The sequence below is a fragment of the Paenibacillus sp. S28 genome (genome assembly GCF_016624415.1).
In the GTDB taxonomy this organism is placed as follows: Bacteria; Bacillota; Bacilli; order Paenibacillales; family Paenibacillaceae; genus Paenibacillus_AQ; species Paenibacillus_AQ favisporus.
Window position 1 is genome coordinate 268722 of sequence record NZ_JACVTM010000003.1, and the last position, 25627, is coordinate 294348.

The following is a 25627-nucleotide window of genomic DNA, read 5'->3' on the forward strand; positions in this document are numbered from 1 at the left end:
AGCTCCTTTGGATAAAATCGAAATGGATTTAAGAGTCCAGTGACATCACAGGGTAACCCCGGTTTTGAAAATAGCCAGCTCCCGTACGTCGTTTTGCTCGTTCCGCGTTTGTTGGCCGCTCGCCACCTGGATCAGGTAGGCGATGAATTCCTCCAGCACTTCCTGCATCGGGCGGTCCAGCAGCGAGCCGGCGTTAAAATCCATCCAGTGCTTTTTCTTGTTGTAAAGGTCGTGGTTGGTGGCGATTTTGACGGTCGGGACGAAGCTGCCAAACGGTGTGCCCCGTCCGGTCGTGAACAGCACGAGCTGACAGTCCGCGGCGGCGAGTGCGGAAGACGCGACCAGATCGTTGCCCGGCGCCTGCAGCAGGCTGAGGCCCTTCTTGCGCAGCTTCTCGCCGTACTGCAGCACGTCGACGACCGGGGCGGTACCGGCCTTCTGCGTACAGCCGAGCGATTTGTCCTCCAGCGTGCTGATGCCGCCAGCCTTGTTGCCTGGGGACGGATTCTCGTACACCGGCTCTCCATAGGACATGAAATACTGTTTGAAGTCGTTGATCAGCGAGGTGATGCTCTCGAAGACCTCGCGGCTCTCGGCACGGGCCATCAGCATGCGTTCGGCGCCGAACATTTCCGGGACCTCGGTCAGGATCGTGGATCCGCCCTGCGAGATAAGAAAATCGGAGAAGGCGCCGAGCAGCGGGTTGGCCGTAATGCCGGAGAAGCCGTCGGAGCCGCCGCATTTGAGGCCGACGTTCAGCTCGCTGAGCGGGATCGGCTCGCGCTTGTCGAGGCTTGCGGCTTCATACAGCTCTTCGAGCAGGGCCATGCCGGCTTCGACCTCATCGCCAACCTCCTGCGCCACGAGGAATTTGACGCGGGACTCGTCATAGTCTCCGAGCAGTTCACGGAACTCGGTGACGATGTTGTTCTCGCACCCGAGACCGAATACGAGCACGCCGCCGGCATTGGGATGATGGACCGCGTCCAGCAGGATGCTGCGGGTCTGGCGATGGTCGTCGCCCAGCTGCGAGCAGCCGTACGGGTGCTTCAGGATCGTGACGTTGTCAAAGGGACCGAGGTCCGGGTGGACGGCCTTGAATTCCTGCAGGATCAGCTCGGCCACGCCGTTCACGCAGCCGACGGTCGGGACGATGTACAGGTCGTTACGGATCCCTGCCTTGCCATTGGCCCGCCGGTATCCTTCAAAAGTAAGGCCCCGGTTCGGGTAGGAAATCGGGTGAAGGTCAGGCTGGTATTCGTATTCTTCCTCACCGTCCAGGTTGGTCCGGAGATTATGCGTATGCACCCAATCGCCAGGAGCGATCGCGGACACCGCATGGCCGATCGGATACCCGTATTTGATCACCATATCGCCCGGGGGAATCGCCGTCAGGGCGATTTTATGGCCCTGCGGAATTTCCTGGGCGGACTCGAGCTTCACGCCGTCCACTTCCAGCGGTTCCCCGGCTTGAATCGGCCGGAGGGCAACGGCGACGCTGTCCCGCGGGTTCAGTTTCATCAATGATTTCATGTCAATCCTCCTCAGGTCAGTTGATGGAGCGAGGCCCGGACGCCTTCGCGTTCCAGCAGGCCGATATGCTCCTCGAGCAGTGCTTCAAGACCCGGAACTGCCGTTAAATCCATGCCCCACAGCCGTTCTTCCTTCAGAATCCCGGTAACGAACGATTCAGGGTCCATCCAGTTCCGATCAAATGCCTCCAGCACTTCCGGCACATCGCGGCGGGCGACATGGTCGCCGCGGTAGGTCAGGAGGAGCGCAGCGAAGGAGAGGACGAGCAGGCGGGGAAGCTTCCCCTGGGCCTGCTGGTAACGGATCAGCACTGGCAGCAGGCGCGCCGTGAATTTCGAAATGCTGTTCAGCGAAATCGATGCCAGCTCATGCCGGATCAGCGGGTTGTTGAACCGCTCGCGGATAGCCGCCGCATATTCGAGCAGCTCGGCCCGCGGCAGCTTCAGCACCGGAAGGATTTCTTCTTCCATCAGCTCCTGGACGAAGCGGCCCAAATCGCTATCCTTCATCACGTCCTCGACCGTTTCAAGTCCGGCAAGGAGGCCCAGGGGCACCATGGCCGTATGCGGGCCGTTGAGAAGGTGAACCTTGCGCTCGCGGTAAGGCGACAGGTCATCCGTGACGATGACGTTCAGCCCGGCTTCGGCAAGGGGAAGCTTCTCCCGCAGCCACGCCGGCCCTTCGATCACCCACAGATGATAAGGTTCGGCACTGACCATGAAGGGGTCTTCATAGCCGAGCTTCTGCTCCAGGTCGTCAGCTTGATCCCGCGGGTACCCCGGAACGATGCGGTCTACCAGGCAGGAGCAGAACGTGTTGGCTTCCGTGACCCAGGCGGCAAACGCACCGCCAAGCTGCCAGTCGGAGGCATGCTGCAGCACGAAGCGGCACAGCTTCTCGCCGCTGTCCTCGATCAGCTCGCAGGGGAGGATGATAAAGCCGGCTTTGCCGAGCTGGAACCGCCTGTAGAGCAGCTCCGTCAATTTGGCGGGAAAGCTGGAATGCGGAGCGTCCTCCCGGCGCAGGCCGGCCTCATACACAATGCCGGCTTCGGTCGTGTTGGAGGTGATGAACTCGAGTTCGTCCTGTTCGGCCAGTTTCAAGAAGGCCTCATAATCCGTATAGGGATTGATGACCCGGCTGACGGTGGCGATAACTTCGCTTGAGTTAACCAGCTGTCCTTGAAGCCGCCCTTTGAGCAGTACGGTGTACAAGCCGTCCTGCTCCATGAGCGAAGTGCTCTTGCCGTGTGCGGTCGGCTGCACGACGACGGTGCTTCCGTTAAATAATCCCTTCAGACTCATCTGCTGCATCTGCCAGTTCACGAAAGCCCGCATAAAGTTGCCGCCGCCAAACTGGATCATGCGCTCGGGCAGGGCGGGGAGATCGGGAAACAGGCTGCGGGAAAGACGTGGTGTCATACGTATTTCAAGCCTCCTTTAGAGATGATGGACATTATGCACACGTTAACATTATGATGTAAAAAAATCATGTTTGAAATACCGGCCTCGAAAAAATCAAGGGCATTACAGCTGCCCCTCCTATGTGACAGCCGTAACGCTTTGCCGCACGATCAGCTCCGTCTGGACAAACAGCTGTTCCGGCGCCGAGTCCGGCTGCTCGAGCCGCTCGATCAGCTTGGTGGTGCCGAGCTTGCTGATATCGGCAATCGGCTTGCGGATCGTTGTCAGCGGCGGGTACGTATACTGCGAGAACAAAATATCGTCGAACCCGATCAGCGACAGCTGTCCGGGAAGTGCGACGCCCCGCGCGTAGCAGGCGTTCAGCGCGCCGATGGCCATATCGTCGTTCGAGCAGAAGACCAGGGTCGGCGGATCGGACAGCGAGAGCAGCGACATCATGGCGTTATAGCCGCTTTCGACCCCGTAGTCCCCGGCGGTGAAATAGTCCGGAACCAGCGGGAGGCGGTGGGCGATCAGACTGTCCATGAATCCCTGCTTCCGCTCCGTTGTCGACTTGAAGCCGGCCTTGCCTTCAATGATGGCGATCTTCCGGTGACCGAGGCCGATGCCGTAATTCAGCGCCTTCCGGACGCCTTCGCGGTCATTGGCGACCACGTTCAGAATGCCGGGGTCATCCAGCTGGCGGTTCAGGACGACGAAGGGGATGCCGGTCTGCTTCAGGTGATAAATGAAAGCATTGTCCGCTTCGCTCTGGCTCATGACGAGCACGCCGTCGAAACGCCTTGGCGTTATAGCATCATAGTGCCGGATGCTGTCGATCCCGTGGACGGTAAGGCTGTAGTTCTCGTCGAGCACCTGATGAATGCCCTTGATGGCGTCCACGAGAAAGCTGGCCGAAGTTCCCTGGTCGATGCTGGAGAAGAACAGGCCGATCGTGTAAGACTTCTTCATGACCAGGCTCTTGGCGCTGTAATTGGGAATGTAGTTGAGTTCGGCAGCGATGCGTTCAATGCGGTCGCGGGTTTCCTTCTTGATGAGCGGGTTGCCGTTCAGCGCCCTGGAAACGGTCGTATGCGATACCCCCGCAACTCGCGCGATGTCTTTAATCGTAATCATATGACCTCGTGACATGAAATATTTGTTAACGGTTTCAGTTTAAGTTCAGACAGGGTTCAAGTCAATATGATTCCTGAAAAATGCACACGTGAATCATATCGTCAACCCAATCATGAAAACGCTATAATTGGAAACAAGAACGGGCTAAAGGAGCATCACAATGAAAAAAGGCCGCATGTTTTATAAAACGTTTATTCCCATTCTGGTCCTTGGGATCGGACTCGTCGTCAGTTTTGGCAGCTACATTTATATCAATACGACCCACTCGGTGATCGACCGGGTGGCGGGCAGCAAGCAGAGCTTTATTACCCAGACCAAAAATTCGCTTGAGCAGAAAATCCAGACGATCGAATACGCCTTTAATACATACAGCACGACGAGCTCGTTTGATGCCGTCGTAAAAAGGCCGATCACGGAACAGGATTTCGAAGAATACCGGAACGTCAATACACAGCTGAACTATATCGCCACGATGGGCCTGGAAGGGACCGAGTATTCGCTCATCAGCCTCGTGCAGAATTGGCAGATTACGAGCGGAAAGCTGTCCTATTTGACGGAGGCCGACCGGCGCAAGCTGTACGAGGCCTACATCGATAACAAAGACAAAGGGCTGTTCTGGATCAAAACGGATGACGGCATCCGTTTCGTGAACACGCTGCCGGTCTTTTCCAAGCAAAAGCAGGCGATCGCCCTTTCGGATATTTCCCGGTCCACGCTCGACCGGATCTTGAAGACCGAGGACAATGCGCCGGTCATCATTTTAAATAAACAGGGCGAGCTGATGTACGAGACCGATCCCGACAAGCAGCTGCTGTCCGCTGACCAGCTTGGACGCATCGTCCAGTCGGCCGGGGAAGATCACCGGGCCGGCAGGCTAAAGGTGACGGCATCCGGACGCCAGTCGGCCGAAGCGATCTATGCCAAATCCAGCTACAACAATTGGATCTATGTGACGCTGCTGGATCAGAAGGAAATTTCCGGCGCGCTCAAGACGACCAAATACGGAATCATGCTGATGGTGGCCGTCATTACGCTGCTGATCATCGTGGTGGCTTACGGCATCTCCGTTTATTTCACAAAGCCGATCCGCCAAATCCAGCGCAGCCTGCCGCGCAGCTCCCATTTGCCGTATAAGAACGAAATCGAAGGCATCCTTCATTCCATCGACACGATCGTCACCGAGAAGGAGAACCTGGAGAGCATGATGGAGGCCGAGCTGCCCCAGCTGGAAACGCAGCTGATCCTGAACCTGTTCCGGAACCGGGTGTCCCCGGAGGAACTGGAGCGGATGCTGCCGCGGTTCGGGTATCCGGAACTGACGCAGCCGTCGTTCGTTGCGATGCTAATCCAGATGGACAGTTACGGCGGCCGGGAAGCGTCGGACCGGGATATGCTCCTGCTCGCCATCAACAAAATGGTCGAGGAAGTCGTGCCGAAGGAAGGGCGCATGCTGCCGATTATTTTAAACGACAACACGCAGGCGACCATCCTGACGTTTACGGACCAGGAGGAGCAGGAGATTCGCAGGCAGGTGCTCTCCTATTCGAAAACGATTATGATAACGGCGCGCGACTATTTGAACTGCTCCGTCAGCTTTGGCATCAGCAAGACGTACCGGCATCTGTGGGAGAGCAAGGAGGCTTGCGAAATGAGCAAGCAGGCGCTCCGGCACCGGCTCAATCTGGGCAAAGAATCGATCATCTTCTATGAAGATATCGAGACGGTCGTCTCGGGACCGGTGCTTCTCCATTATCCGACGGAGCTGGAAACCCAGCTGTTCGATGCGATCCGGCTGGGCGACGAAGAGCAGGTTCCCCGGGCGCTGTATCCGCTGCTGGCCGAGATGATGAAGAAGAACAAAAACTCGATGAATTTTGAAGTGGCCTTGGTGCGTTTTGTCAACAACCTGATCCAGCTGGAGCAGCTGCTCGGCGTGGAGGTGCTGCTGACGCAGGACAATCACGCGCTGTACCACCGCCTGCTCGATATCCGCAACCCGGAAGAGATCGAGCGGATCCTCGTGGAGGAGGTCATCTCGCCGATGGTGCGCAGCATGAAGGAGAAGACCAACCGCCAGTTCCGTTCCCTCGCCGAGAAGATCGCCACGATCGTCCGCACGGAGTACGACCAGGAATTGTCCCTGGAATGGATCAGCGACCGGCTTCATTATAATCCGAACTATTTAAGCAGCATTTTTAAAAAGGAGTTTGGCATGACGTTCAGCGAATACCTGATGAATTACCGGCTGGAGATGGCCAAGAAATGGCTGATTGAGACGGACATGACAATCAAGGAAATCGCCGAGCGGCTCCAGTACCACAATCCGCAAAACTTCATCCGGTCCTTCCGCAAAAAGGAACTCGTGACGCCGGGAAATTACCGCAAAGTCAAACAGGCTCAGTAAAAAAACAAAGTCTTGTAATTCCGTCCGGGCTGCTTTCTTGAGCGGAATGCAAGACTTTGCTGTTCGTTACCCTTTGACCGAGCCGAGCAGCGCCCCTTTGACAAAATGCTTCTGCACGAATGGATACGCGATCAGCATCGGTACGGTCGCGATGACGATGACCGCCATTTTGATGGTCTGCGCCGGCGGAACGACATCCACAGACGTCCCTTCGGCCTGCATGCCGCTGGAGACGATGACGATCTGGCGGAGCAGCACCTGGATCGGCCACTTGGTCGAATCCGTCATGTACAGGATCGCATTCATATAGGTGTTCCAGTAAGCTACCGCATAGAACAGCGAAATGGTAGCAATGGATGGCAGAGCGAGCGGAAGCATAATTTTGAAGAAAACGCCAAAATCGTTGCACCCGTCAATTTTAGCCGATTCCTCGAGCGCGTCCGGAAGCGCCTGGAAAAAGTTTCTCATTATAATCAGGTTAAACGCGTTAATGGCGACCGGAAGGATGAGCGACCAGTAGGAGTCGATCAGTCCGAGGCTTTTGACGACGAGGAACGTCGGGATCATGCCGCCGCTGAACAGCATGGAGAAGACGACGATGAAGTTGACGAAGCCCCGGCCGTAGAGATATCTCCTGGACAGGCCATAGGCCATGAGCGCCGTCAGGATCATGCTGACGATCGTGCCTACTACGGTGATCCCGATCGATACCCCCAGCCCTTTAAAAATCGTAGGCGTCGATAAAATGTACTTATAAGCATCGAGAGAGAACGTCGTCGGAAACAGAATGAATTTTTTGGCCACGACTTCCTGGGTGGAAGCGAAGGAGCTCGCAATCACGTTTACAAAAGGCAGCAGGCAAATGAGGGAAATCAGAATGAGCAGGAGGCTGTTTACGACGGTAAACAGGCGGCTGCCGAAAGACTCTTTTCTACGCAAAGCTGTGGATGGTGTCATACGCGGGTATCCTCCTTGTAATCGTTTACAGTTAGACTGTACCAAGCACACCAGGTTACGTATATAATCAGCTCCTGAGGTGTTGTCCGGTAGGGGGGAGAGCGGGGAATCGGCGGCTGTCACCCGGATAATCATCAGCTTCAATCCGTAATCATTAGCTGAGATGAAGAAGGCGAAAATGGCGCCGTTATGCGGTTTTATGGCCGGTGTCAATGAAATGATTATGTACGGAATTCCCAAAACGGCCTAAGCTGGAGTCGTAACAGGAAACGCTTACAAGGAGGTCGACCTGGTGAAGGACTCGAACACGGCCGTCATGAACATGAATGTCAAACCGGCCAGGAAGGTACGGACGGACACCGCTCTGGACCGTATCAAACGTCACAAGCTGCTGTACCTGATGATTTTGCCCGGCGTGTTGTATTTCATCATCTTTAAGTATCTGCCGATGGGCGGTCTCGTCATTGCCTTTCAGGATTACCAGCCTTTCAAGGGGATCACGGGCAGCCCTTGGGTCGGAATGAAGCACTTTGTCCGTTTGTTTACAGAACCGACATTCTTCATGCTTCTGCGCAACACGCTGATTCTGTTTGCACTCAACATCGTGATCTTTTTTCCGCTTCCCATTATATTGGCGCTGATGCTGAATGAGGTCAGGCACCGGCTGTTCAAAAACTGGGTACAGACCATCATCTACATCCCGCACTTCATGTCCTGGGTCATCATCGTCTCCATTACTTACGTATTCCTCACCGTGGACGGAGGCGTGCTGAACGAGCTGATCGCCAAGCTGGGCGGGCACAAAATCAGCTTCCTGACCGAACCCGAATGGCTGCGTACCGTGTACATCGGGCAGATCATCTGGAAGGAGCTCGGCTGGTCCACCATTATTTATCTGTCGGCGATCACGGTGGTGGACACTCAGCTGTACGAAGCAGCCGAAATGGACGGAGCCGGACGGTTCCGCAAAACGTGGCATGTGACGCTGCCGGCGATCCGGCCGGTCATCATTACCCTGCTCATTCTCAAGATCGGCAGCACGCTTGATCTGGGATTCGAGCATATGTACCTGCTGCTCAATTCGCTGAACCGCGAGGTGGCCGAAATTTTCGACACCTACATCTATACGGCGGGTCTGAAGAACGGGCAGCTGAGCTTCAGTACAACGGTAGGCTTGTTCAAAGGCTTGGTGGGACTTGTGCTGGTCATGGCTTCCAACCGGCTGGCGAAGAAGTTCGGCGAGGACGGCGTGTACTAATCAAGGCACGGCGGGTGTGGGATCCATCCACGGATGTGGGATCAATCCAAAGGATAATAGAAAAGGGGAAATGGCACATGAAACCAATGGTAAGCAAGATGGCTGCGTTTACGCTGGTCTGCGGGCTGCTGCTCTCGGCCTGCGGCGGGGGAGGCGGCAAGGGGGAAACGGCCCAGGGCTCGGGAGGCAGCGCTGTGGCAGGTGACGAAAAGACGACGATTACGTGGCTGAACATTTTGCACACGGCGTCGCCGCCGACCGATACGGTGCTGAACAAGATTGAGGAGAAGACCGGGGCGGATATCAAATTCTCGTGGATTCCGGATGCTTCCAAGGAAGAACGCATCAATACGTCGCTGGCGTCCGATTCCCTGGCGGATATCGTTACGCTCACCATTCTCGACAATTCCTCCGTGCGCAACGCCCTGAAGTCCGGCATGTTCTGGGAGGTTGAACCGTTCCTGGACGAGTTCCCGAACCTGGCGAAAATTTCGCAGGATACGCGGAGATCGGCTTCAATCGACGGCAAGCTGTACGGCGTGCCTTTCCAGAAGGATCTCGCCCGCAACGGCGTCGTCATCCGCAAGGACTGGCTGGATAAGCTTGGACTGTCCGTGCCGAAGACGACCGATGAGCTGATGAACGTCGCCAAAGCGTTCACCGAGCAGGACCCGGACGGCAACGGACAGAAGGATACGACGGGCTTCATGGACCGGAGCGATCTGATCTACGGTGCCTTCAAGACGCTGGGGTCATACTTCGGCACGCCGAATAACTGGCAGGTGACGGATGACGGGAAAATGATCCCCGAATTCGAAACCGAGGGGTACGTCAAAACGATGGATTACATGAAGACACTGTACGAAAAAGGATATATCAATCAAGACTTTGCGGTGACCGCCAAGACCGATCAGCAGCAAAAATTCGCCCAGGGCAAAGCTGGAATTTACGTTGGCGCCCTGTTTGACGGGAAGAACCTCTTGAATATGGCCAAGGGCGTTCAGGATAACATGCAGCTCGCCTTGGTCAACAACATTACATCGACAGGCAACGAAAGCGACCGCGCGATTTGGGCGGCGAACAACGGAATCGGCGGACTGCTGGCTTTCCCGAAATCCGAAGTGAAGGATGAAGCCGAGCTGAAGCGCGTTCTGAAATTCGTCAACGACCTGATGGACGACGATGTGTACGCCCTCATGACATACGGAATCGAAGGCGTCCATTATACCGTGGATGCGAATGACGCTGTTACGATTACCAATACCGATTTGTGGCAGCAGGAAGTGCAGCCGTTTGCCTCTTCCCGTCCGAGCGAAACGGGCTACAAAATCCATGACGCCGATCCGCTGAAGGCCGAGGCCGACAAGCTGATCAAGGAAAACGCAAAATACGGGGTGCTGAACCCGGCATATTCCCTGGAATCCGAAACATACACAACGCAGGGCTCTGAGCTGCAAAAGATCATTACCGATGCGACTTACAAATACATTCTCGGCAAAATCAACCTGGACGAATTCAAAGCTGCGGTGGAGAACTGGAAGAAATCCGGCGGCAGCAAAATTATCGAGGAATACGAGGCGGCTTACAAAGCCACTCAGCAAAAATAACTTCTGAGCCATACGCTAGGAGACGGCAACAGGTCCTATCCCGCCTGCATGGGGGTTAGGACTGTGTTTTTTCCAAGACGGCAGGGTGTAAAAAAGCAATCCCCGGCGAAGATGGAAATTTTATCAGAGAAAGCCGGAAATTTTATCCGAGGAGGATCAGCATGCAGACATTCAACGCGGCGCAGCGCATGGCCGAGTCCATCATGGCACGGACGCCGAAGCTGTACGAGGGTAAGGGATATGAAGGCAAGTGGTCGTATGATTACGGCGTGGTGCTCAAGGGCTTCGAGCTGCTCTGGAAGCAGACCGGAGACCGCCGGTATTGGGAGTATATCCAAGGCAACATGGACCATTTTATTCAGGAAGACGGGAGCATCCGCGGGTACCGCCCCGAAGAATACAACATCGACCATATCAACAACGGCAAGCTGCTGTTCACCCTGTACCGGGAGACAGGGGAGGAAAAATACAAGCAAGCCGCCGGGCTGCTGCGATCCCAGCTGGCATCCCATCCCCGGACGTCGGAAGGGGCGTTCTGGCATAAGGAAATTTATCCTTACCAGATTTGGCTGGACGGCCTGTATATGGGCTCGCCTTTCTACTTGGAATATTTGCTGACGTTTGAAGACGGGGCGGGACTGGACGACGTGACGAAGCAGTTCAAGCTGTGCGAGCTGCATACGAAGGATGAGACCACCGGGCTCTTGTATCACGCCTGGGACGAGAAAAAAGCCCAGCCGTGGTGCGACCCGGCCACCGGCTTATCTCCAAATTTCTGGGGAAGATCCCTTGGCTGGTTTGTCATGGCGCTGGCGGACAGCCTGGAGCTGCTGCCGGGAAGCCATCCCGATTATCCTGAGCTGAAGCGCATCCTGAACGATACGCTGCGTGCGCTGAGATCCTATCAGGATCCGGGCAGCGGCGTCTGGTACCAGGTGGTCAATGAGGGCGGCCGCAAGGGGAATTACTTGGAGGCCTCTGCTTCCAGCATGATCACCTATGCCATCGCGAAAGGGCTTCGCCTAGGCGTGCTTGCGCCGCAGGAATGGCAGGACAGCTTGGACAGAGCGTATCGGGGGCTGCTGGAGGAGTTTGTGCTGGAGACGAAGGAAGGCTGGCTGAACCTGAACAAAAACTGCCAGGTGGCCGGGCTGGGCGGAGCCGACCGGCGCGACGGCACCTATGCCTATTACATCAGCGAGCCGATCATCACCAACGACCAGAAGGGGCTGGGGGCGTTTCTGCAGGCCTGCGGCGAATACGAGGCCAGGGTACCAGCCGCTGCGGCGAAAGGAGAATAGCCATGAGCGTGTACAGCATCACCGAGTTCGGGGCAGTGCCCGGCGGCGTCGAGCCGGCGACCCGAGCCATCGCTGCGGCGATCGAGGCGGCGGATGCCGCGGGGGGAGGGACCGTGTTCGTCCCTGCGGGCACGTTCCTGACCGGGGCCATCCTCCTGCGCAGCAATATCGAGCTGAGGCTGGACCCGGGAGCGGTCCTGTCCTTCAGCACCGATCCGGCGGATTATCCGGTCGTGACCTCCCGCTGGGAAGGGGTGCTGCGTGAGGTGCACGCCTCCTGTGTGTACGGGCACGGGCTGAAGAACGTGTCCATTACCGGCAGCGGAACGCTGGATGGCAACGGGCAGCCCTGGTGGGACAAGATGCGCAGCCGCCCGGAGGAGCTGATCCACCCCCGGCCGAAGCTGATCAGCCTCGACCGCTGCACCCGGGTGACGATCCGCGACGTCACGCTGATTAACTCCCCGAGCTGGACGGTCAATCCGATTCTCTGCGACAACGTGACGATCGACAACGTCTCGATATACAATCCCGCAGATTCACCGAATACCGACGGCATCGACCCGGAGTCGTGCCAGAACGTGCGGATCAGCGGCTGCCACATCGACGTCGGCGATGACTGCATCGCCATTAAGGCCGGCACGGAGGACACGGCGCAGCGGGTTCCGTGCGAGAACATCACGATCACGAACTGCACGATGATCCACGGCCACGGCGGCGTCGTGCTCGGCAGCGAAATGAGCGGGGACATCCGGAACGTCGTGATCAGCAACTGCATCTTTAAGCACACCGATCGCGGCATCCGGCTGAAATCGCGGCGGGGGCGCGGAGGAACGGTGGAGGATATCCGGGTCAGCGGCATCGTCATGGAGGAAGTCATCTGCCCGTTCATTTTGAACCTGTATTATTTTTGCGGACCGCGGGGCAAGGACAAGTACGTCTGGGATAAGCGGCCTTATCCGGTCAACCTGGAAACACCGACATTCCGGCGAATTCACTTTTCGAATATTACCGCAAGGAACGTACATGCGGCGGCAGGGTTTGTTTATGGTCTTGCGGAAAGGTATATTTCGGAATTAACGTTTGCCGACATCGATATTTCCATGGCGGAGAACCCCGTTCCGGGGCGTCCGGCCATGATGTCCGGCATCCAGGATATGAAAGCGCGCGGCTTTTATTTAGGCAATGTGAGGGACATTCGGTTTGACCGGGTCACGGTTGGCGGCCACGAAGGGCCGGCTTTCTATGTCGAGAACGGCGAAGACGTGGAATGGCAGCAGTGCCGGTCAAAGGATACGAAGGTGCCGGAGCAGCTTGTAAAACAGGTAAGCGTAGTTCCGCAGGAGGAGGATCTCAGCGAAGAGGAGGTTTAACCAATGATGAGGGAACGGTTGAAGAAGCTGCTGGGCGATGTGCCGGAGGACCGGCCCATCCAGGTGGAGCTGCTCAAGCGGGAAGAGACGGACGGGTACCGGCTGGAGACGCTGCTGCTGGATTTAAACGGCCTGGAGCAGGTGCCAGCTTATGTCGCACTGCCTGTCGACGGAGAGGGTCCCTATCCGCTCGTCGTTTTCAATCACTCGCATGGCGGTAATTACACGAACGGACGCAGGGAGCTGATCAGCGGCAGCTCGTATTTGCAGCAGCCGTCTTTTGCCAGCACACTGACCGGCATGGGTTATGCCGTCTGCTGTATCGACATGTGGGGCTTCCATGAGCGGTCGGGTAAGACGGAGAGCGAAATCGTCAAGGAAATGTTATGGCAGGGGCGCGTCATGTGGGGCATGATGCTGTATGACAACCGGCGGATGCTGGATTACATGTGCTCCAGGGAAGATATCGACGCCTCGCGGGTCGCGACCCTCGGCATGTCCATGGGCGGGATGATGGCCTGGTGGCTGGCGGCACTGGACGAGCGGATCAAGGTGACCGTGGACATCTGCGGACAGGTGGATGCGCATACCTTGATGAAGAAGCGCGGGCTGGATCACCACGGCTTCTACTACTACGTTCCGGGCTTGCTGAAGCACTTCACGACGCTGGAAATCCAAGCCATGATCGCCCCGCGGCCAAGGATGAGCCTGACCGGGCGCAGCGACCGGCTGACCCCGGAGGAAGGCGTCGTGCTGCTGGCCGAAGGCCTGCGGGAGGTATACCGGGCCGCCGGACAGGAGGAGCATTGGCAGACGGTCATGACCGGCGGCGGCCATATGGAGACGGCTGAAATGCGGGCCCGCTGGCAGGAATTTTTGGCGGAACACTTGTAAGCGATGGCCGCAGCCCGAAACGAAAGGGGGAAGGTCATGATTGTAGGAAAGCTGGACCACTGCGATTATCCGACGATTCAGGAAGCGGTGGATGCGTTGGAGAAGCAAGATCCGCAGCGGCCCGAAACCCTGTACATCCTGTCGGGTGTCTATGAGGAAGCGGTACGGATATACCGGTCCGATCTGGCCGTGATCGGCATCGGATATGTGGAAATCACGAAGGGCCGGTATGCCAAGGAACTGGACGAGAACGGGAATGAGATTGGCACGTTTGCAACGCCGACGCTGTTCCTTGGCGGCCGGCGGCTGCTGATCGAGAATTTGGTCGTGACCAATTCGGCCGGGCAGGGCGAGGACATCGGCCAGGCCGTGGCGGTCTACGCGCACTGCGACGAAACGGTTTTTCGCTACTGCACCTTTAAAGGGCACCAAGACACGTTGTTTACCGGACCGCTTCCGCCTGCGCCCAAGCATGGCGGCGTGTTTGGAGGAATCCCGCTCCGGGAGCATCACCGAGAGTACCGCCAGGTGTACGAATACTGCCGTATCGAAGGGACGGTGGATTTTATATTCGGCGGCGCGGCTGCCTTCTTTGACCGCTGCGAGATCCGCAGCCTGCGTCATTCGAGCGGGCATGCCGGTTATATCGCCGCGGCTTCTACTCCCGCGGGGCAGCAATACGGGTACGTCTTTTACCTCTGTTCTTTGACGGCAGAGCCAGGCGTATCGGGCGTGTATCTGGGAAGGCCGTGGCGCGAATATGCACGCACTGACTACGTCGACTGCCGGATGGGCGGACATATCGAACCGCTGGGCTGGGACGATTGGAACGATCCGGGGCGGCGGCTGACGGTCAAATACCGTGAATTCGGCACCCGCTTTGATCCGGCAGCGCCGGCTCCGGGTGGACAGCGGGCGAGGTGGGCGGTCTATCAGGAGACGCTGGAAGGGGCTCCGCGGAAGGAGCAAGTTTTTGCCGGAACGGACTTTTGGAAGCGAAAAGGAGAGGGAAGAGCATGACCATATCCACCCAAACGGGAACCATTCGAAACCCGGTGCTGCCGGGCTTTAATCCGGATCCCTGCATCGTGCGTGCAAAGGACACTTATTATATCGCGGTGTCTTCCTTCGAATGGCTCCCTGGCGTAAGGGTATATGCCTCCAAGGATTTGGCGGTATGGGAGCACTGCACCGACGTGCTGACCGATCAGGTCGACCTGCGGGGAAACCCGAAGAACTGCAGCATCTGGGCGCCTCAGCTCAGCTACCATGACGGGTTGTTTTACCTCATTTATACCGATGTGAAAAGCACCAAGCGCCCATTTAAAGACGTTCACAATTATTTGATTACGGCGCCTTCGATTCACGGGCCTTGGTCCGAGCCGGTCTATCTAAACAGCAGCGGCTTCGATCCGAGCCTGTATCATGACGAAGACGGGCGGAAATGGCTGCTGAACGAAATCTGGGATTACCGCATTCCGGAAGGGAATAAATCTAGCGGCATCGTTATTCAGCAGTATGATCCGCAGCAGCAGAAGCTTGTTGGTAAACCGTTCAAGCTGTTTGACGGGACGGATCTGAAGAAGACGGAAGCGCCGCATATCTATAAGCATCAAGGTTATTATTACCTGATTACGGCCGAAGGCGGCACCGGGAGCGGCCATGCCGTGACGGTAGCCCGTTCCCGCAGCTTGATGGGCCCTTACGAAGTGGACCCCCGCAATCCGATGCTGACCTCCCGGGACAACCCGGGGCTCCCGCTGCAGTGTGCCGGCCACGGCAGCCTGATCCAGACGCCGCAAGGGGAATGGTACATGGCCCATTTGTGCACGCGTCCGGTTGAAGGCCAGTACGCGCTCCTTGGCCGGGAAACGGCACTGCAGCAGGTGTATTGGGACGAGGAAGGATGGCTTCGCCTGACTGCCGGGGGGAATTCTCCGCAGATGGAGGTCCCGCGTCCGAAAGGGATCACGCCGGCAGAGGCCAAGACGGCCGCTGAACGGAGCTTGTTTGAGGATACCTTTGACGGACCGGAGCTCGCCAAAGCCTGGAATACGCTCCGCATACCTGCGGATCCATCCTGGTGCTCGCTGTCAGAGCGTCCGGGCCACCTCCGCCTCCATTCCGGGGAATCGCCGCAAAGCCTGTTTCATCACCACATTGTGGCCGTCCGGCAGGCGGATATCCATTTCCGGGCGGAGACGTCGCTGGAGTTCGAGCCAGCAAGCTATTTGCAGATGGCCGGGCTGATGCTTTATTTGAACGATGAAAATTATTTGTATGCTTATGTGACGCAGGACGAAGAGCAGGGCAAGGTGATCCGGCTCATGCGCTGCGCGGACGATGCGTTCACCGTTATTCCGGACATGATTCCGGTGAATGCCGGGGAAGCCGTTCAATTGGCCGTGGAAGTCCATGGCATCCGCGGACGGATCTATGGCCGGTTCAGCCCGGGACAGGATTGGGTGCCGCTGTTTGAAGAACAGGACATCCGCTTCCTCTGCGGCGGCTTCACCGGCAATTTTGTCGGTATCGCTGTCCATGATATGCAGACCTTTGGGGGGAGCTATGCGGACTTTTCCCATTTTCGCTATATGGGAATTGAAGCATAGAAGAGAAGGGATGATCGGTAATGATGAAACAGGGGTTGCTTCTAATGTGAAGCAGCCCCTTTTAGTTTCCTACTTTTCCTTGGACGGATTAATGAACGGCCTGCGTCTCAGCTGAAGGCCCGTGTTTTTCAGCTCGGAATCCAGCTTGAACTCCAGGGTCGCTGTGGAGTACAGCTTGGGCCACCGTTCGTATTGGCTGGGTGGAACTTTTCCTCTAAAGCGGTTGCCAAGTCCAAAAATGTCGGATTCCTGCGCCTGCGTCATCCGGAATACAGCGGCTGCCCGCTGCTCAATCAGGCGGTTAATGGAAGCTTCCAGATGCTTTGCCTTGATGTCGATCCCGCGCGCGGAATCCATGAGCGTCATCGAAAGCTTGGCATGAATGCGGATGACGGGCTTGCCGCTTCTCATATCCGTGTCGATATCGGCACTGGAATTCAGAATTTTAAGGTTCATTTTATCCGCGGTTTCGATTTCGAAGGGAGACATCTTGCCCGTAACGATTTCGTAAATCAGGGTTTCCTCCGGAGAGATCATGCCGACCATGGCGTCATTTTTAAAGAATGCATTGCCCGCGACCCGGAATATCGTTTCGGAATCCGTCACCAATACAGGCACGAGGCATTCCTCGAGCGGATCATAGTACCCCCTGAAAATTTCCCATAGCGACACGACGTTTTTTTGCGAGGTTCCGCCGCCGTAGCGTTCAAAGAACAGCTTCGTGTAGATACCCGAGAGCTCGCCCGTCGGGTTGGGACGTTCAAATATCGACTTCATGCCGCCTGTCGTAATCGCAATTAACGAATCCAGAGGAACGGTCCGGTCCCTGATCGTGAATTCCAAATAGGGCATGAATCCTTTTTTCGCCAGCGCCTGATCCAGAAAGATCGACTGGTTCTGCGACATATCCAGGCTTTTGGGCAGCCTTAACCGGAGCTGATCTATGGCTTCAATCACGGTGCTGCCTTCCTGCTTGATGACGAAAAAATCCTTATGGGCCCCGTCCTGCGACTGAGGGAGTGGGAACCTCATCCAGACCCGCACCCGGTCACCGCCGGCCGGCTCGATACCGATCGCGGTCTCGAGGAGCCGGTTGTCGACATCTTTGACATCCCAGCAGCCGGGGAGGAAGAGGAGCAGGCATAAGATGGCCAGGTATCGGGCTGCGCGTCTGCTCATTGGCGGGCCCTCATTTTGTTGGAAATGAAGGACTTGACCAGCACAGCCATAGGAAAGCCATACATTAAGTAAAGGCGAAGAACCGTATCCCACTCCACGGCTCTTTCGATCCATTCCCATGAAGGAATAAGCCGGATGGCGGCGTATGCCGTGACTCCTGCCAGCACATACAGCAGCTTTTCGTTCCAGCTGGGAAATACCGCCCTGATTGCCGTTACGATGCAGTTCAGGATCAGGGCAAGCAATAAAAACAAATAGAGGATGGAGCTGACGATAAATACGGCGGTCAAATTTTCGATCACCAGCCAGTAATAGCTTACCGAGTCCATTTTGCTGATATAAGGAAGCGTCAAAATTCTTGACATCTCCGGACTAAACGTCAGCGCCGGCTGATAGACAGAGGCGGCCAGTAAAGGCAGAAAACAGAGCGCAGCCACGGTATAAGGCCGCCACAGCTTCTTCGGCTGTTTGGCGTATCTGCCGCAAGCCGCATAGTAAAGATAACCGGCCCAGATGAAGGATGTCGTGTAAAATTTCGGACTGGTCAGAAAATCCCCATTAGTATAGAGCCACGGTTTGCCCAGATTAAAATCGAGATCACCGAAGCCCAGCAATACGAGCCCGACGGACAGCGGAAAGCTGACAAGCAGAAACAGGACGGAAGCGCGGATAATCGAACCGATTCCTCCGAAAGCCAGGAAGACGCCAATAAAGATCATCCCGTCCAAAAGCCACTGCGGCGTGGTGTGAAGGATCGTCATCGAGATGATCTCGCTGTGAGCCCGGACGATGATCACCATGGCGCTCCACATAAACCAGAGCAGCGGAACGATAAAAAGAATGACCCCCGGCCACCCAAGCACGCGCTTTGTAATCGTATAGGCGTCTTTTCCTTTATGCAGCGCGAGGACCCGGCTGAACAGCCAGGCTCCCAGCAGTCCGAGCAGCATCCAGATCAGGATTGGGATCCAGTAGCTCTGGGTGGTGGACTGCAGGACGAGCCAAGGGTACACATGAAAGGAGATTGCCCCGAATACCATCATCTGCAGGACGAAGTATTGGGGCATGGAGATCTTCAGTTCCTCGTTCGATGGATTCATTGTCTCGACCCTCTTCCGAAGGTAATCCAGTAGCTGAGTGAAAATTTGCGGGAACCGCCGATCAGCCCAAGACTCATGGACCGGATCCGGGCACCGGGACCGATCGGAGTCAAATAGGAGACGCCGAACGATTGGATACGGGAGAGGCAGATGACGAGAATGGCAAAGCAGATGAATATGCCGAGAATTCCGATGACGCTGGCCCCGGCGAGCGTAAAATATTTCAAAATCCGCTGAACCAGGCCCATCTGATAATCCACGACGATAAAATTGGTCAGCGCCGTCGTTGCGACGATGATGACCAGCAAATTGCTCACAATATTCGCTTGAATGATCGCCTGTCCCAGCACCACCCCGCCAACCATCGTAACGGTGGAGCTGATCGACCTTGGCAGGCGTATGCCGGCCTCAACGATGCAGTCCAGAAGAAACAGCATGATGAGGGACTCGATCCACACGGGATAAGGGACCCCTTCCCTGCTGCCGGCAGCGGCCAGACTGATCTCCAGGCGGTTGAGGTCAATGTTCACCGAAGTAATCGCCACGTAGAGGGCGGGCAGAAACAGGTTGATCATGAGTGCGATGAACCGCAGCCACCTCAAAAATAATGCGATGAGCGGCGTCAGATATTGATCTTCGGGAGATTCCCAGAAATCGAAGAAGGACCCCGGGGCGATGATTGAAAACGGCGTTCCGTCCATTAAAACGACAATCTTCCCGTTTAACAGGGAGGCCGTTACCCGGTCCGGGCGTTCCGTCGTGACGGCGGCAGGGAAGAGGCGGGAGGATCCGGGGTTCATGAACCGCAGCAGTTCGCCGGATTCCTGGATCCCGTCCGCTTGGATGGCGCTGATTTGACCGCAGGTGTATTGGACGAGACCCGGATCGGTCACCCCGTCCAGGTAAACCACGCCCACCTTCGTATTGGTCAGATCTCCGACGCTGGTCTCCCAAATTTTCAAACGGGAGGTTTGCATCCGCTGGCGTATGAGGGCGATATTGGTTTGATAGTTCTCGATAAAACCGTACATCGGGCCCTGAATCACGTTCTCCGTCTGCGGCTGTTGCAGTCCCCGCTGCTGCGGATTCTCCGTTGCCAGAATCAGGCCGTTGGCGGACTCCGCAGTGCACAGCACGGTTTTGCCGGCGCATACCGCTTTTTCGCAAGCGGAAAAATCACCAGCCGAATAGCTGGTGCCGTAATAACTGTGCAGTGTGGTCAGGACACCATCCTGCGGCTGCCGGTTCATATTGAATATGAAATGATCGGAGCCGACAAGCGTCGTAAGGTACAGCAAATACAGCTTGCCGGCGTCCGATTCACCGATGCAGACGGCCTGGAAGTCGGCCGCGTGCTGAAAAGCCTCCTGGAGCCGGGAAAGAAGAAATTCAGAGGACGTATGCTGGAGATGCTGAAGCATCGTTGCACCTTTGCTGGGTTCCACGGTCGATCATCCTTTGCATGACACTTTGCCTTTGATCCCCCTAATTATTCCAATTACTGCATCAAATTATGCAGGAGGATGGTGAGGTTACTCTGAAGGCAATCCTGACAGCATCGATCCGTAGTGTTCCGCGATTCCCCGGCTGACTTCGGCCATGCGCAGCACCAGGGACTCCGGCTCGGCGATGGTCAGCGCTTTTCCGTAGGGAAGAAGAAAGTAGGGGACGTATGAATGCAGGGAGGAGGAATCAAGCCGGTATACCGCCTCCCCGGGGCTTCGCTCAATCAGTGCATGACCGAGCAGCCAGTGCTGCTTCAGTTCATTCAGGACGTGATCGTGAGCCTGAATCCGGACCGTAACCAGGGAAGGATCGCCAGCCGGGTCCGGCAGCAGCTGTTCCAGCAGAACGTCCTTGGCCGAAAAGTTTTCGGGGCGCTCAAAGCGCCGATCCGTCACGTCCAGGCTCACAATCCGGTCAACCCGGAAGTTCCGCAGTTCCTTGCGGAGATGGCAGTATCCGGTGGTGTACCATTGCCCTTTCCAATGGATGATGCTGTAAGGATCGAACTCCCGTACCGACCCGGTTCCGGGATCTCCATTGGAGCCGCCGTACACCATCCGGAGGGTCTGCCTTTGTCCAGCGGCTTCCTCAAGGCATTGCAGCCGCCCTTTTTGCTCCGAATCGATGGGCGGTTGAAGGACGGACAGCCCGCTGCTGTGGCGTTCAATTTGCGTGAGCTGCTTCTCGTTCGTATACCGTTTCAGTTTGTCCACGGCCCTGCCCAAGGCATCGGTGTGAGGATACCCAGCCTCCTGGGCAAACACCGAAGCATGGACGAGGGCTTTCTGCTCTTCCGCATCGAACATGAGCGGCGAGTCGGCAAAGGTCCCAAGGATTTGGAATCCCCCGTTTGGGCCGGAATCGGCAATGACCGGGACGCCGCTTGCGCAGAGCGAATCAATGCACCGGTACACTGTGCGGACATGGATCTCCAGCTCGTCGGCAAGCTGCTGTGCCGTCATTTTTTTGCCGGACCGGAGCATCCAGAGGATCGAGAGCATGTTATCAGCTTTGGACATCGGAGAAATCCTTTCGTAAAAGAGAATTACCCGGGATACGATCCCGGGTATCAGCTCCATTGTAACGCGTCTAGGCGAGCGGTTCCATTCCTTGTTCCACCCATGAATCGTAAGTCGGACCGTACAAATCCGGCAGCTTCAATCCGGCCTGCCGCATCAGGACGGTCATCTGTCCGCGGTGGTGGGCTTGGTGCATGAGGGTAAAGCGCAGTGAACCTCCGTTGTTCCACTCCTGGCCGGCGATGGTTTGCGTCTCCAGAAGCTTGGCGTCCGTCCACTGCGTCTCGACCGCTTGGAGAATGGCCCGGCTGACCCGCTCGTACTGGCCGGCAAGCGCAGCGGCTGACTTTTTTACTGCGTCACTATTATCGGGTGCATCAAACGCCAGCCCGAGCGATGTCATATAATGAACGGATTCCACGAGATGCCATGCCAGCCCGCCCAGGGTCCGGTGCTTGTCCGTTATGGCCTGCCCGAGCGATTCATCGGTCAGCGCGTTCATGATCTTCTGGGTCATTTCCGCTTCGTTGGTCCATTCCGCTGCAAAATCTTTAATGCTTGTAAACATCATGTATTCCTCCATTTTTTTGAAGTTTTGTTCGGTTTAATAGCAGTATACACAAAAATCACTGACAGTCTCGGTCAGTGATTTTTGGAATGCTGCTGTATTTATTTATTTTTAATGTGGGCAACCGCTAAGCGGTTCCTCGAAGGATCAACTGGACAATATATCTGGCTGTTTCTTCTGCGGGGCACGCAGCTGTTCCCCGGCTCCATTCAAGGGCAGCGCCGTAAAGGGTCCAGCTGGCCGCAAGGGCTACGGTATCCAATGGAACGTTCCAGCCGAAATCCTCCGGTTCAAGCCGCTGCAGCCAGGCCGTGAGCAGCGATTTGATTTCCTGCTGCATCGTTCGTTCAAAGACAGGATTGATCGTTTCCACCGGACTGCAGCGACCGTGAAGGGACCGGAAATGCTCAAGGAGGTTCACGGCCAGCATCTGAAGATGATCGCTGTTCCATCCGGCATCCGGGGGCAGATGCTGCTGCAGGCGGGTATGGAGCTTATCACGGATCGATTGTTCCAGCAGGGCGTATTTGTCCGGATAATGTGAATAAAAGGTGCCCCTGTTGACATCCGCACGTTCGGCAATGTTCTGAACCGTCATGGCGGTAAAGCCTTTTTCTTTCATCAGCTCTGCGAACGACTGCTTCAACAGACTCTCCGAGCGCCTGCTTCGCCGGTCCTGCGGAACGCCTCTGTTTTCCATGCATGTGCCGCCTCCTTTATACCTATGTAATATTCAACAATGAGGCTCAGATGTCGGATAACGGTCAAACGCGGATGATTGACGATTTTCTCCGGCCCGTGTTTTCCCTATTGTAGGGGGTGGCAGGAAAAGAATCAATCCATGGAGGTAAGATGAACATGCCTGGTTATCAGCGAAAAGAAACCATGAAAGCGATCCGGTATCACCGGCACGGAGGACCGGAAGTGCTGCAGTATGAAGATGTTCCGGTTCCGTTTGTCAACGAGCGCGAAGTGTTGGTCCGCGTGCATGCGGCATCGATCAATCCGGGAGATTGGCAGATCCGATCGGGGATGGCGGGAGACCGTTTTCCGCTGCCGTATATTCCCGGGTGGGATATTTCCGGCACCGTCGAAGAGGTCGGAGCGGGCGTCACGTCTCTGCGGGTCGGTGACGAAGTATTTGGCATGACGGCGAACAGCGGCGCGTGTGCGGAATATGCGGCTCTGCCTGCAGCGCAGCTTGCACGAAAGCCCCGCAGCATCAGCCATGAAGCGGCTGCCGCCCTTCCGCAGTCGGCCTGTGCGGCCTGGAACGCGCTGTTCGTTCAAGGAGGCCTGAAGGCCGGCCAAAGGGTGCTGATCAACGGTGCATCCGGCGGCGTCGGCCACTTCGCCGTGCAGCTTGCCAAATGGAAGGGAGCCGAGGTGATCGGCGTAGCTTCCGGGAGAAATGAGACTTTTTTGCGTAAACTTGGAGTCGATCAATTTGCGGATTATTCGTTTGACTCATGGACTCGGGCTGTTGATCCGGTCCAGCTTGCGGTCGATACGGTCGGTGGGACCGAAGGAAACCGGCTCTTGGAGGTGATCACGCCTGGAGGATCGCTGGTTCCGGTCACGTGGGGGGATTATGACACCGATCAGGCGGCCGCCGGGCAGATTGACGTTCACGATGTTGCGATGCTGCCGGTCACGACAGCGGATTTGGACCGGATATCCCGTTTAGTGGAGGAAGGGCAGCTTCGAGCGGTCATCGACCGGATGTTTCCTTTAAAAGAGACCGCCCTGGCTCATGAGCTCAGCGAAAGCCGGCGAGCCAGGGGGAAGATCATTATTCGTGTAAGCAGCACGGCGGATCGATAACAACATCATTATTTTTTTCGCGGAAGGAACAAGGCAGCGACTCCCCCGATGATCATCCCGGCGGCAGCCAGATACATGGCGGTGCGGACGCCTGCTGCCTGCGCGACCAGAAGCGAGCCGCCGCTTTGACCGGCGATACCGGAATTGGCGATGAAGATCAGGAAGGCCATGCCGATGGCGTTGCCGATATTCAGCGTCGTCGAGGCCATACCCGAGGCCACGCCCTGCTCCGATGGAGCCACGCCCGCGGAAGCGGCGATCCACATGCCGGTCCACACCACGCCCTGGCCAAGGCCGGAAATGATCAATCCGGGCACGATAAGCAGATAGCCGGAGTCGGCATACGCCCCCAGAGGGATGAGGGCGGTGCCCGCGATGCCGATCATGATGCCGGTCAGAATCGTGCTGCGCATGCCGTAGCGCGTGGCAAGCCTTTCGCCCCATTGGGTTCCAAGGGCAATAGAAAGCGATGGCACGATAAAGGCAAGACCGGTTTGCAAGGCATTGAATTGATGCACATTCTGGAACAGTACCGTCAGGAAGTAGGGGATGGCTCCAAAGGTACCCATGTAAAGAAAGGTTATGATCATGCCCGTGACCAGGCTCCGTCTCCGGAGAAGACGCGGCGGCATCAGCGGATTGGAGGTGCGGTTTTCGATCCAGGCAAAAGTGAGAAATAACACCAGGGACAGAAGGGCGCATATCAGGATGCCGACGGAGCCCCACCCAGCCTCAGGTCCCTGAACGAGGCAATACACGAGTAAAGTCGCAGCGCCGGTAAAGCTCAGCGCACCGGGCAGATCGAAGCTGCCTTTTCCGGATCGTACAGGGTCCCGCGGAATGGCAGCGAGTGCCGCCAGGGCCGCACCGCCGGCAAACAATACGTTGACGAAGAAGACGGCTTCCCACCCTATGGCGTTCGTCAGAATGCCGCCGAGGAGAGAGCCCAAGGTCAACCCGCTGGCGCCCGCTCCGCCCCAGACTGCGAGGGCCCGGTTGCGCTTAGGTCCTTCTTCATACAGCCGGTTGATAAGGGATAGGGTCGCCGGAAAAAGAAAAGCGGCTCCGATACCTTGCAGCGCTCGGGCCAGGATAATGACCAGAGGACTCCATGCCAGCCCTCCAAGCAAGGAGGCTAGCGCGAACAGGAGCAGTGCTGATATGAACATCCTTTTTTGCCCGAGCTGGTCTGCGGCACGTCCGCCAAGAAGGAGGAAGCCGCCGCAGAAAATCGTATAGGCGCTGACGACCCACTGAAGGGATTGTTCCGAAAAGCCCAGTGCACGGCCCACTTCGGGGAGCGCAACAAAGACGATATTAATGTCAAGGGAGTAGATCAGCTGGGCGAAAGCGAGGATGGCGAGGCTCCAGCCCAAGGCTTTCTTTGACATCGCCGGAGTGGCGGCAGAATGGGCAGCGGTAATGACCTCGCCCCTTGGACTTGCTGACAACGGGTCTCGTGATGACACGCGAAAAGCACCTCATTTCAAAATGTTTTGAAATGATTATATTTCAACAAAAATTGAAATGTCAATACAGAGCGTGTATAATATTTTCTATGAGATCCCATTACGAAACCGAGATGGCCAAAGCGGCCAAAGCACTCAGCGACCCGATCCGGATGAAAATTTTGGTGATGATTAAAATGGGCAGGCAGTCGGATTTCCAGTCTCCTGTCTGTACGTTCGAGCCTGCGGCCGTATGCCCCGCGGACCTGCAGCTTAAGCTGGGAGACGTATCGCCGTCTAAGCTGTCCTACCACTTGAAGGAGCTTAAGGATGAGGGGTATATCAAGGAATGCAGGGAGGGAAAACGGCATTATTATTCGCTGCAGCCGGAACGGCTGAAGCAGTTCACGAAAGATTTAAGCTGGCTGTATGAATAGGAAAGCGGGGCGGGGGTTTGGAGACAGATCAGCTGATGCCTGCCCCTTATCCGTAAGCACAAACAAC

General features: G+C 56.5%; 21 protein-coding genes. 10 read left to right on the forward strand and 11 right to left on the reverse strand.

Features of this window, described 5'->3' with window-relative positions:
* Positions 1-45 precede the first annotated feature (45 nt).
* From IAE55_RS09840 to IAE55_RS09850, 3 genes are all read right to left on the reverse strand, one after another.
* Positions 46-1533, reverse strand: a complete 1488-nt coding sequence (locus IAE55_RS09840; RefSeq protein WP_145025062.1) for a UxaA family hydrolase — start codon at positions 1531-1533, stop codon at positions 46-48.
* 11 nt (positions 1534-1544) lie between these two features.
* Complete coding sequence (locus tag IAE55_RS09845; protein ID WP_145159946.1) at positions 1545-2954, reverse strand: tagaturonate reductase; 1410 nt, start codon at positions 2952-2954, stop codon at positions 1545-1547.
* A gap of 120 nt (positions 2955-3074) precedes the next feature.
* Positions 3075-4073, reverse strand: a complete 999-nt coding sequence (locus IAE55_RS09850) for a LacI family DNA-binding transcriptional regulator (RefSeq protein ID WP_145159944.1) — start codon at positions 4071-4073, stop codon at positions 3075-3077.
* Positions 4074-4233: 160 nt separating this feature from the next.
* On the opposite strand from IAE55_RS09850, the gene IAE55_RS09855 reads away from it, so the two are divergent.
* Entirely contained in the window at positions 4234-6477 is a 2244-nt protein-coding gene (locus IAE55_RS09855; protein ID WP_200631924.1) for a helix-turn-helix domain-containing protein, read from the forward strand.
* Between the two features lie 66 nt (positions 6478-6543).
* On the opposite strand, the gene IAE55_RS09860 is transcribed toward IAE55_RS09855, so the two are convergent.
* The gene (locus IAE55_RS09860) at positions 6544-7434 is read right to left on the reverse strand and encodes a carbohydrate ABC transporter permease (RefSeq protein WP_105441654.1); all 891 of its coding nucleotides are present in this window, start codon (positions 7432-7434) and stop codon (positions 6544-6546) included.
* 292 nt (positions 7435-7726) lie between these two features.
* On the opposite strand from IAE55_RS09860, the gene IAE55_RS09865 reads away from it, so the two are divergent.
* The 7 genes from IAE55_RS09865 to IAE55_RS09895 all read left to right on the forward strand — a co-directional run bounded on the left by IAE55_RS09865 (position 7727) and on the right by IAE55_RS09895 (position 16479).
* Complete coding sequence (locus tag IAE55_RS09865) at positions 7727-8692, forward strand: ABC transporter permease (RefSeq protein ID WP_411829708.1); 966 nt, start codon at positions 7727-7729, stop codon at positions 8690-8692.
* Between the two features lie 77 nt (positions 8693-8769).
* Positions 8770-10299, forward strand: a complete 1530-nt coding sequence (locus tag IAE55_RS09870) for an extracellular solute-binding protein (RefSeq protein WP_105441653.1) — start codon at positions 8770-8772, stop codon at positions 10297-10299.
* Between the two features lie 161 nt (positions 10300-10460).
* Positions 10461-11600, forward strand: coding sequence for a glycoside hydrolase family 88/105 protein (locus IAE55_RS09875; protein WP_200631925.1), 1140 nt, complete (start codon positions 10461-10463; stop codon positions 11598-11600).
* A 2-nt stretch (positions 11601-11602) separates the two neighbouring features.
* A complete protein-coding gene (locus tag IAE55_RS09880; RefSeq protein WP_200631926.1) occupies positions 11603-12973 on the forward strand; it encodes a glycoside hydrolase family 28 protein in 1371 nt (456 codons plus the stop codon).
* Between the two features lie 3 nt (positions 12974-12976).
* Positions 12977-13867: a dienelactone hydrolase family protein gene (locus IAE55_RS09885; protein ID WP_200631927.1), complete on the forward strand. Its 891-nt coding sequence runs from the start codon at positions 12977-12979 to the stop codon at positions 13865-13867.
* Positions 13868-13903: 36 nt separating this feature from the next.
* On the forward strand, positions 13904-14887 hold the full coding sequence (locus IAE55_RS09890) for a pectinesterase family protein (protein ID WP_145159934.1): 984 nt from the start codon (positions 13904-13906) through the stop codon (positions 14885-14887).
* Positions 14884-16479: a glycoside hydrolase family 43 protein gene (locus IAE55_RS09895; protein WP_200631928.1), complete on the forward strand. Its 1596-nt coding sequence runs from the start codon at positions 14884-14886 to the stop codon at positions 16477-16479. The genes IAE55_RS09890 and IAE55_RS09895 overlap by 4 nt, the downstream gene beginning before the upstream one ends.
* 69 nt (positions 16480-16548) lie before the next feature.
* Here IAE55_RS09895 and IAE55_RS09900 read toward each other — a convergent pair whose 3' ends face one another.
* From IAE55_RS09900 to IAE55_RS09925, 6 genes are all read right to left on the reverse strand, one after another.
* Positions 16549-17658 (reverse strand): Ger(x)C family spore germination protein, encoded by a 1110-nt coding sequence (locus tag IAE55_RS09900; RefSeq protein ID WP_200631929.1) that lies wholly within the window; start codon positions 17656-17658, stop codon positions 16549-16551.
* Complete coding sequence (locus IAE55_RS09905) at positions 17655-18758, reverse strand: GerAB/ArcD/ProY family transporter (protein ID WP_200631931.1); 1104 nt, start codon at positions 18756-18758, stop codon at positions 17655-17657. The genes IAE55_RS09900 and IAE55_RS09905 overlap by 4 nt, the downstream gene beginning before the upstream one ends.
* The gene (locus IAE55_RS09910; RefSeq protein WP_145025039.1) at positions 18755-20203 is read right to left on the reverse strand and encodes a spore germination protein; all 1449 of its coding nucleotides are present in this window, start codon (positions 20201-20203) and stop codon (positions 18755-18757) included. The genes IAE55_RS09905 and IAE55_RS09910 overlap by 4 nt, the downstream gene beginning before the upstream one ends.
* Positions 20204-20290: 87 nt before the next feature.
* The gene (locus IAE55_RS09915) at positions 20291-21283 is read right to left on the reverse strand and encodes a helix-turn-helix transcriptional regulator (RefSeq protein ID WP_200631932.1); all 993 of its coding nucleotides are present in this window, start codon (positions 21281-21283) and stop codon (positions 20291-20293) included.
* Between the two features lie 70 nt (positions 21284-21353).
* A complete protein-coding gene (locus IAE55_RS09920) occupies positions 21354-21854 on the reverse strand; it encodes a DinB family protein (RefSeq protein WP_309545764.1) in 501 nt (166 codons plus the stop codon).
* 124 nt (positions 21855-21978) lie between these two features.
* The gene (locus IAE55_RS09925; protein WP_200631933.1) at positions 21979-22551 is read right to left on the reverse strand and encodes a TetR/AcrR family transcriptional regulator; all 573 of its coding nucleotides are present in this window, start codon (positions 22549-22551) and stop codon (positions 21979-21981) included.
* A 158-nt stretch (positions 22552-22709) separates the two neighbouring features.
* On the opposite strand from IAE55_RS09925, the gene IAE55_RS09930 reads away from it, so the two are divergent.
* Positions 22710-23675 (forward strand): NADP-dependent oxidoreductase, encoded by a 966-nt coding sequence (locus IAE55_RS09930; RefSeq protein ID WP_200631934.1) that lies wholly within the window; start codon positions 22710-22712, stop codon positions 23673-23675.
* 8 nt (positions 23676-23683) lie between these two features.
* Here the strand turns inward: IAE55_RS09930 and IAE55_RS09935 are convergent, their stop codons facing one another.
* Positions 23684-25144 carry an MFS transporter gene (locus tag IAE55_RS09935; protein WP_200631935.1) on the reverse strand — a complete coding sequence of 487 codons (1461 nt, stop codon included), beginning with the start codon at positions 25142-25144 and terminating at the stop codon, positions 23684-23686.
* Between the two features lie 89 nt (positions 25145-25233).
* Here IAE55_RS09935 and IAE55_RS09940 point away from each other — a divergent pair, with 89 nt between their 5' ends.
* Complete coding sequence (locus IAE55_RS09940; protein ID WP_186381958.1) at positions 25234-25560, forward strand: ArsR/SmtB family transcription factor; 327 nt, start codon at positions 25234-25236, stop codon at positions 25558-25560.
* The last annotated feature ends 67 nt before the right edge of the window (positions 25561-25627 follow it).

Excerpts from the sequence above, each read along its gene's own strand:
- IAE55_RS09840 (WP_145025062.1), bottom strand. The coding sequence starts at position 1,533 with ATGAAATCATTGATGAAACTGAACCCGCGGGACAGCGTCGCCGTTGCC.
- IAE55_RS09845 (WP_145159946.1), bottom strand. The coding sequence starts at position 2,954 with ATGACACCACGTCTTTCCCGCAGCCTGTTTCCCGATCTCCCCGCCCTG.
- IAE55_RS09850 (WP_145159944.1), bottom strand. The coding sequence starts at position 4,073 with ATGATTACGATTAAAGACATCGCGCGAGTTGCGGGGGTATCGCATACG.
- IAE55_RS09855 (WP_200631924.1), top strand. The coding sequence starts at position 4,234 with ATGAAAAAAGGCCGCATGTTTTATAAAACGTTTATTCCCATTCTGGTC.
- IAE55_RS09860 (WP_105441654.1), bottom strand. The coding sequence starts at position 7,434 with ATGACACCATCCACAGCTTTGCGTAGAAAAGAGTCTTTCGGCAGCCGC.
- IAE55_RS09870 (WP_105441653.1), top strand. The coding sequence starts at position 8,770 with ATGAAACCAATGGTAAGCAAGATGGCTGCGTTTACGCTGGTCTGCGGG.
- IAE55_RS09875 (WP_200631925.1), top strand. The coding sequence starts at position 10,461 with ATGCAGACATTCAACGCGGCGCAGCGCATGGCCGAGTCCATCATGGCA.
- IAE55_RS09880 (WP_200631926.1), top strand. The coding sequence starts at position 11,603 with ATGAGCGTGTACAGCATCACCGAGTTCGGGGCAGTGCCCGGCGGCGTC.
- IAE55_RS09885 (WP_200631927.1), top strand. The coding sequence starts at position 12,977 with ATGATGAGGGAACGGTTGAAGAAGCTGCTGGGCGATGTGCCGGAGGAC.
- IAE55_RS09890 (WP_145159934.1), top strand. The coding sequence starts at position 13,904 with ATGATTGTAGGAAAGCTGGACCACTGCGATTATCCGACGATTCAGGAA.
- IAE55_RS09895 (WP_200631928.1), top strand. The coding sequence starts at position 14,884 with ATGACCATATCCACCCAAACGGGAACCATTCGAAACCCGGTGCTGCCG.
- IAE55_RS09900 (WP_200631929.1), bottom strand. The coding sequence starts at position 17,658 with ATGAGCAGACGCGCAGCCCGATACCTGGCCATCTTATGCCTGCTCCTC.
- IAE55_RS09905 (WP_200631931.1), bottom strand. The coding sequence starts at position 18,758 with ATGAATCCATCGAACGAGGAACTGAAGATCTCCATGCCCCAATACTTC.
- IAE55_RS09915 (WP_200631932.1), bottom strand. The coding sequence starts at position 21,283 with ATGTCCAAAGCTGATAACATGCTCTCGATCCTCTGGATGCTCCGGTCC.
- IAE55_RS09920 (WP_309545764.1), bottom strand. The coding sequence starts at position 21,854 with ATGATGTTTACAAGCATTAAAGATTTTGCAGCGGAATGGACCAACGAA.
- IAE55_RS09925 (WP_200631933.1), bottom strand. The coding sequence starts at position 22,551 with ATGGAAAACAGAGGCGTTCCGCAGGACCGGCGAAGCAGGCGCTCGGAG.
- IAE55_RS09930 (WP_200631934.1), top strand. The coding sequence starts at position 22,710 with ATGCCTGGTTATCAGCGAAAAGAAACCATGAAAGCGATCCGGTATCAC.
- IAE55_RS09940 (WP_186381958.1), top strand. The coding sequence starts at position 25,234 with ATGAGATCCCATTACGAAACCGAGATGGCCAAAGCGGCCAAAGCACTC.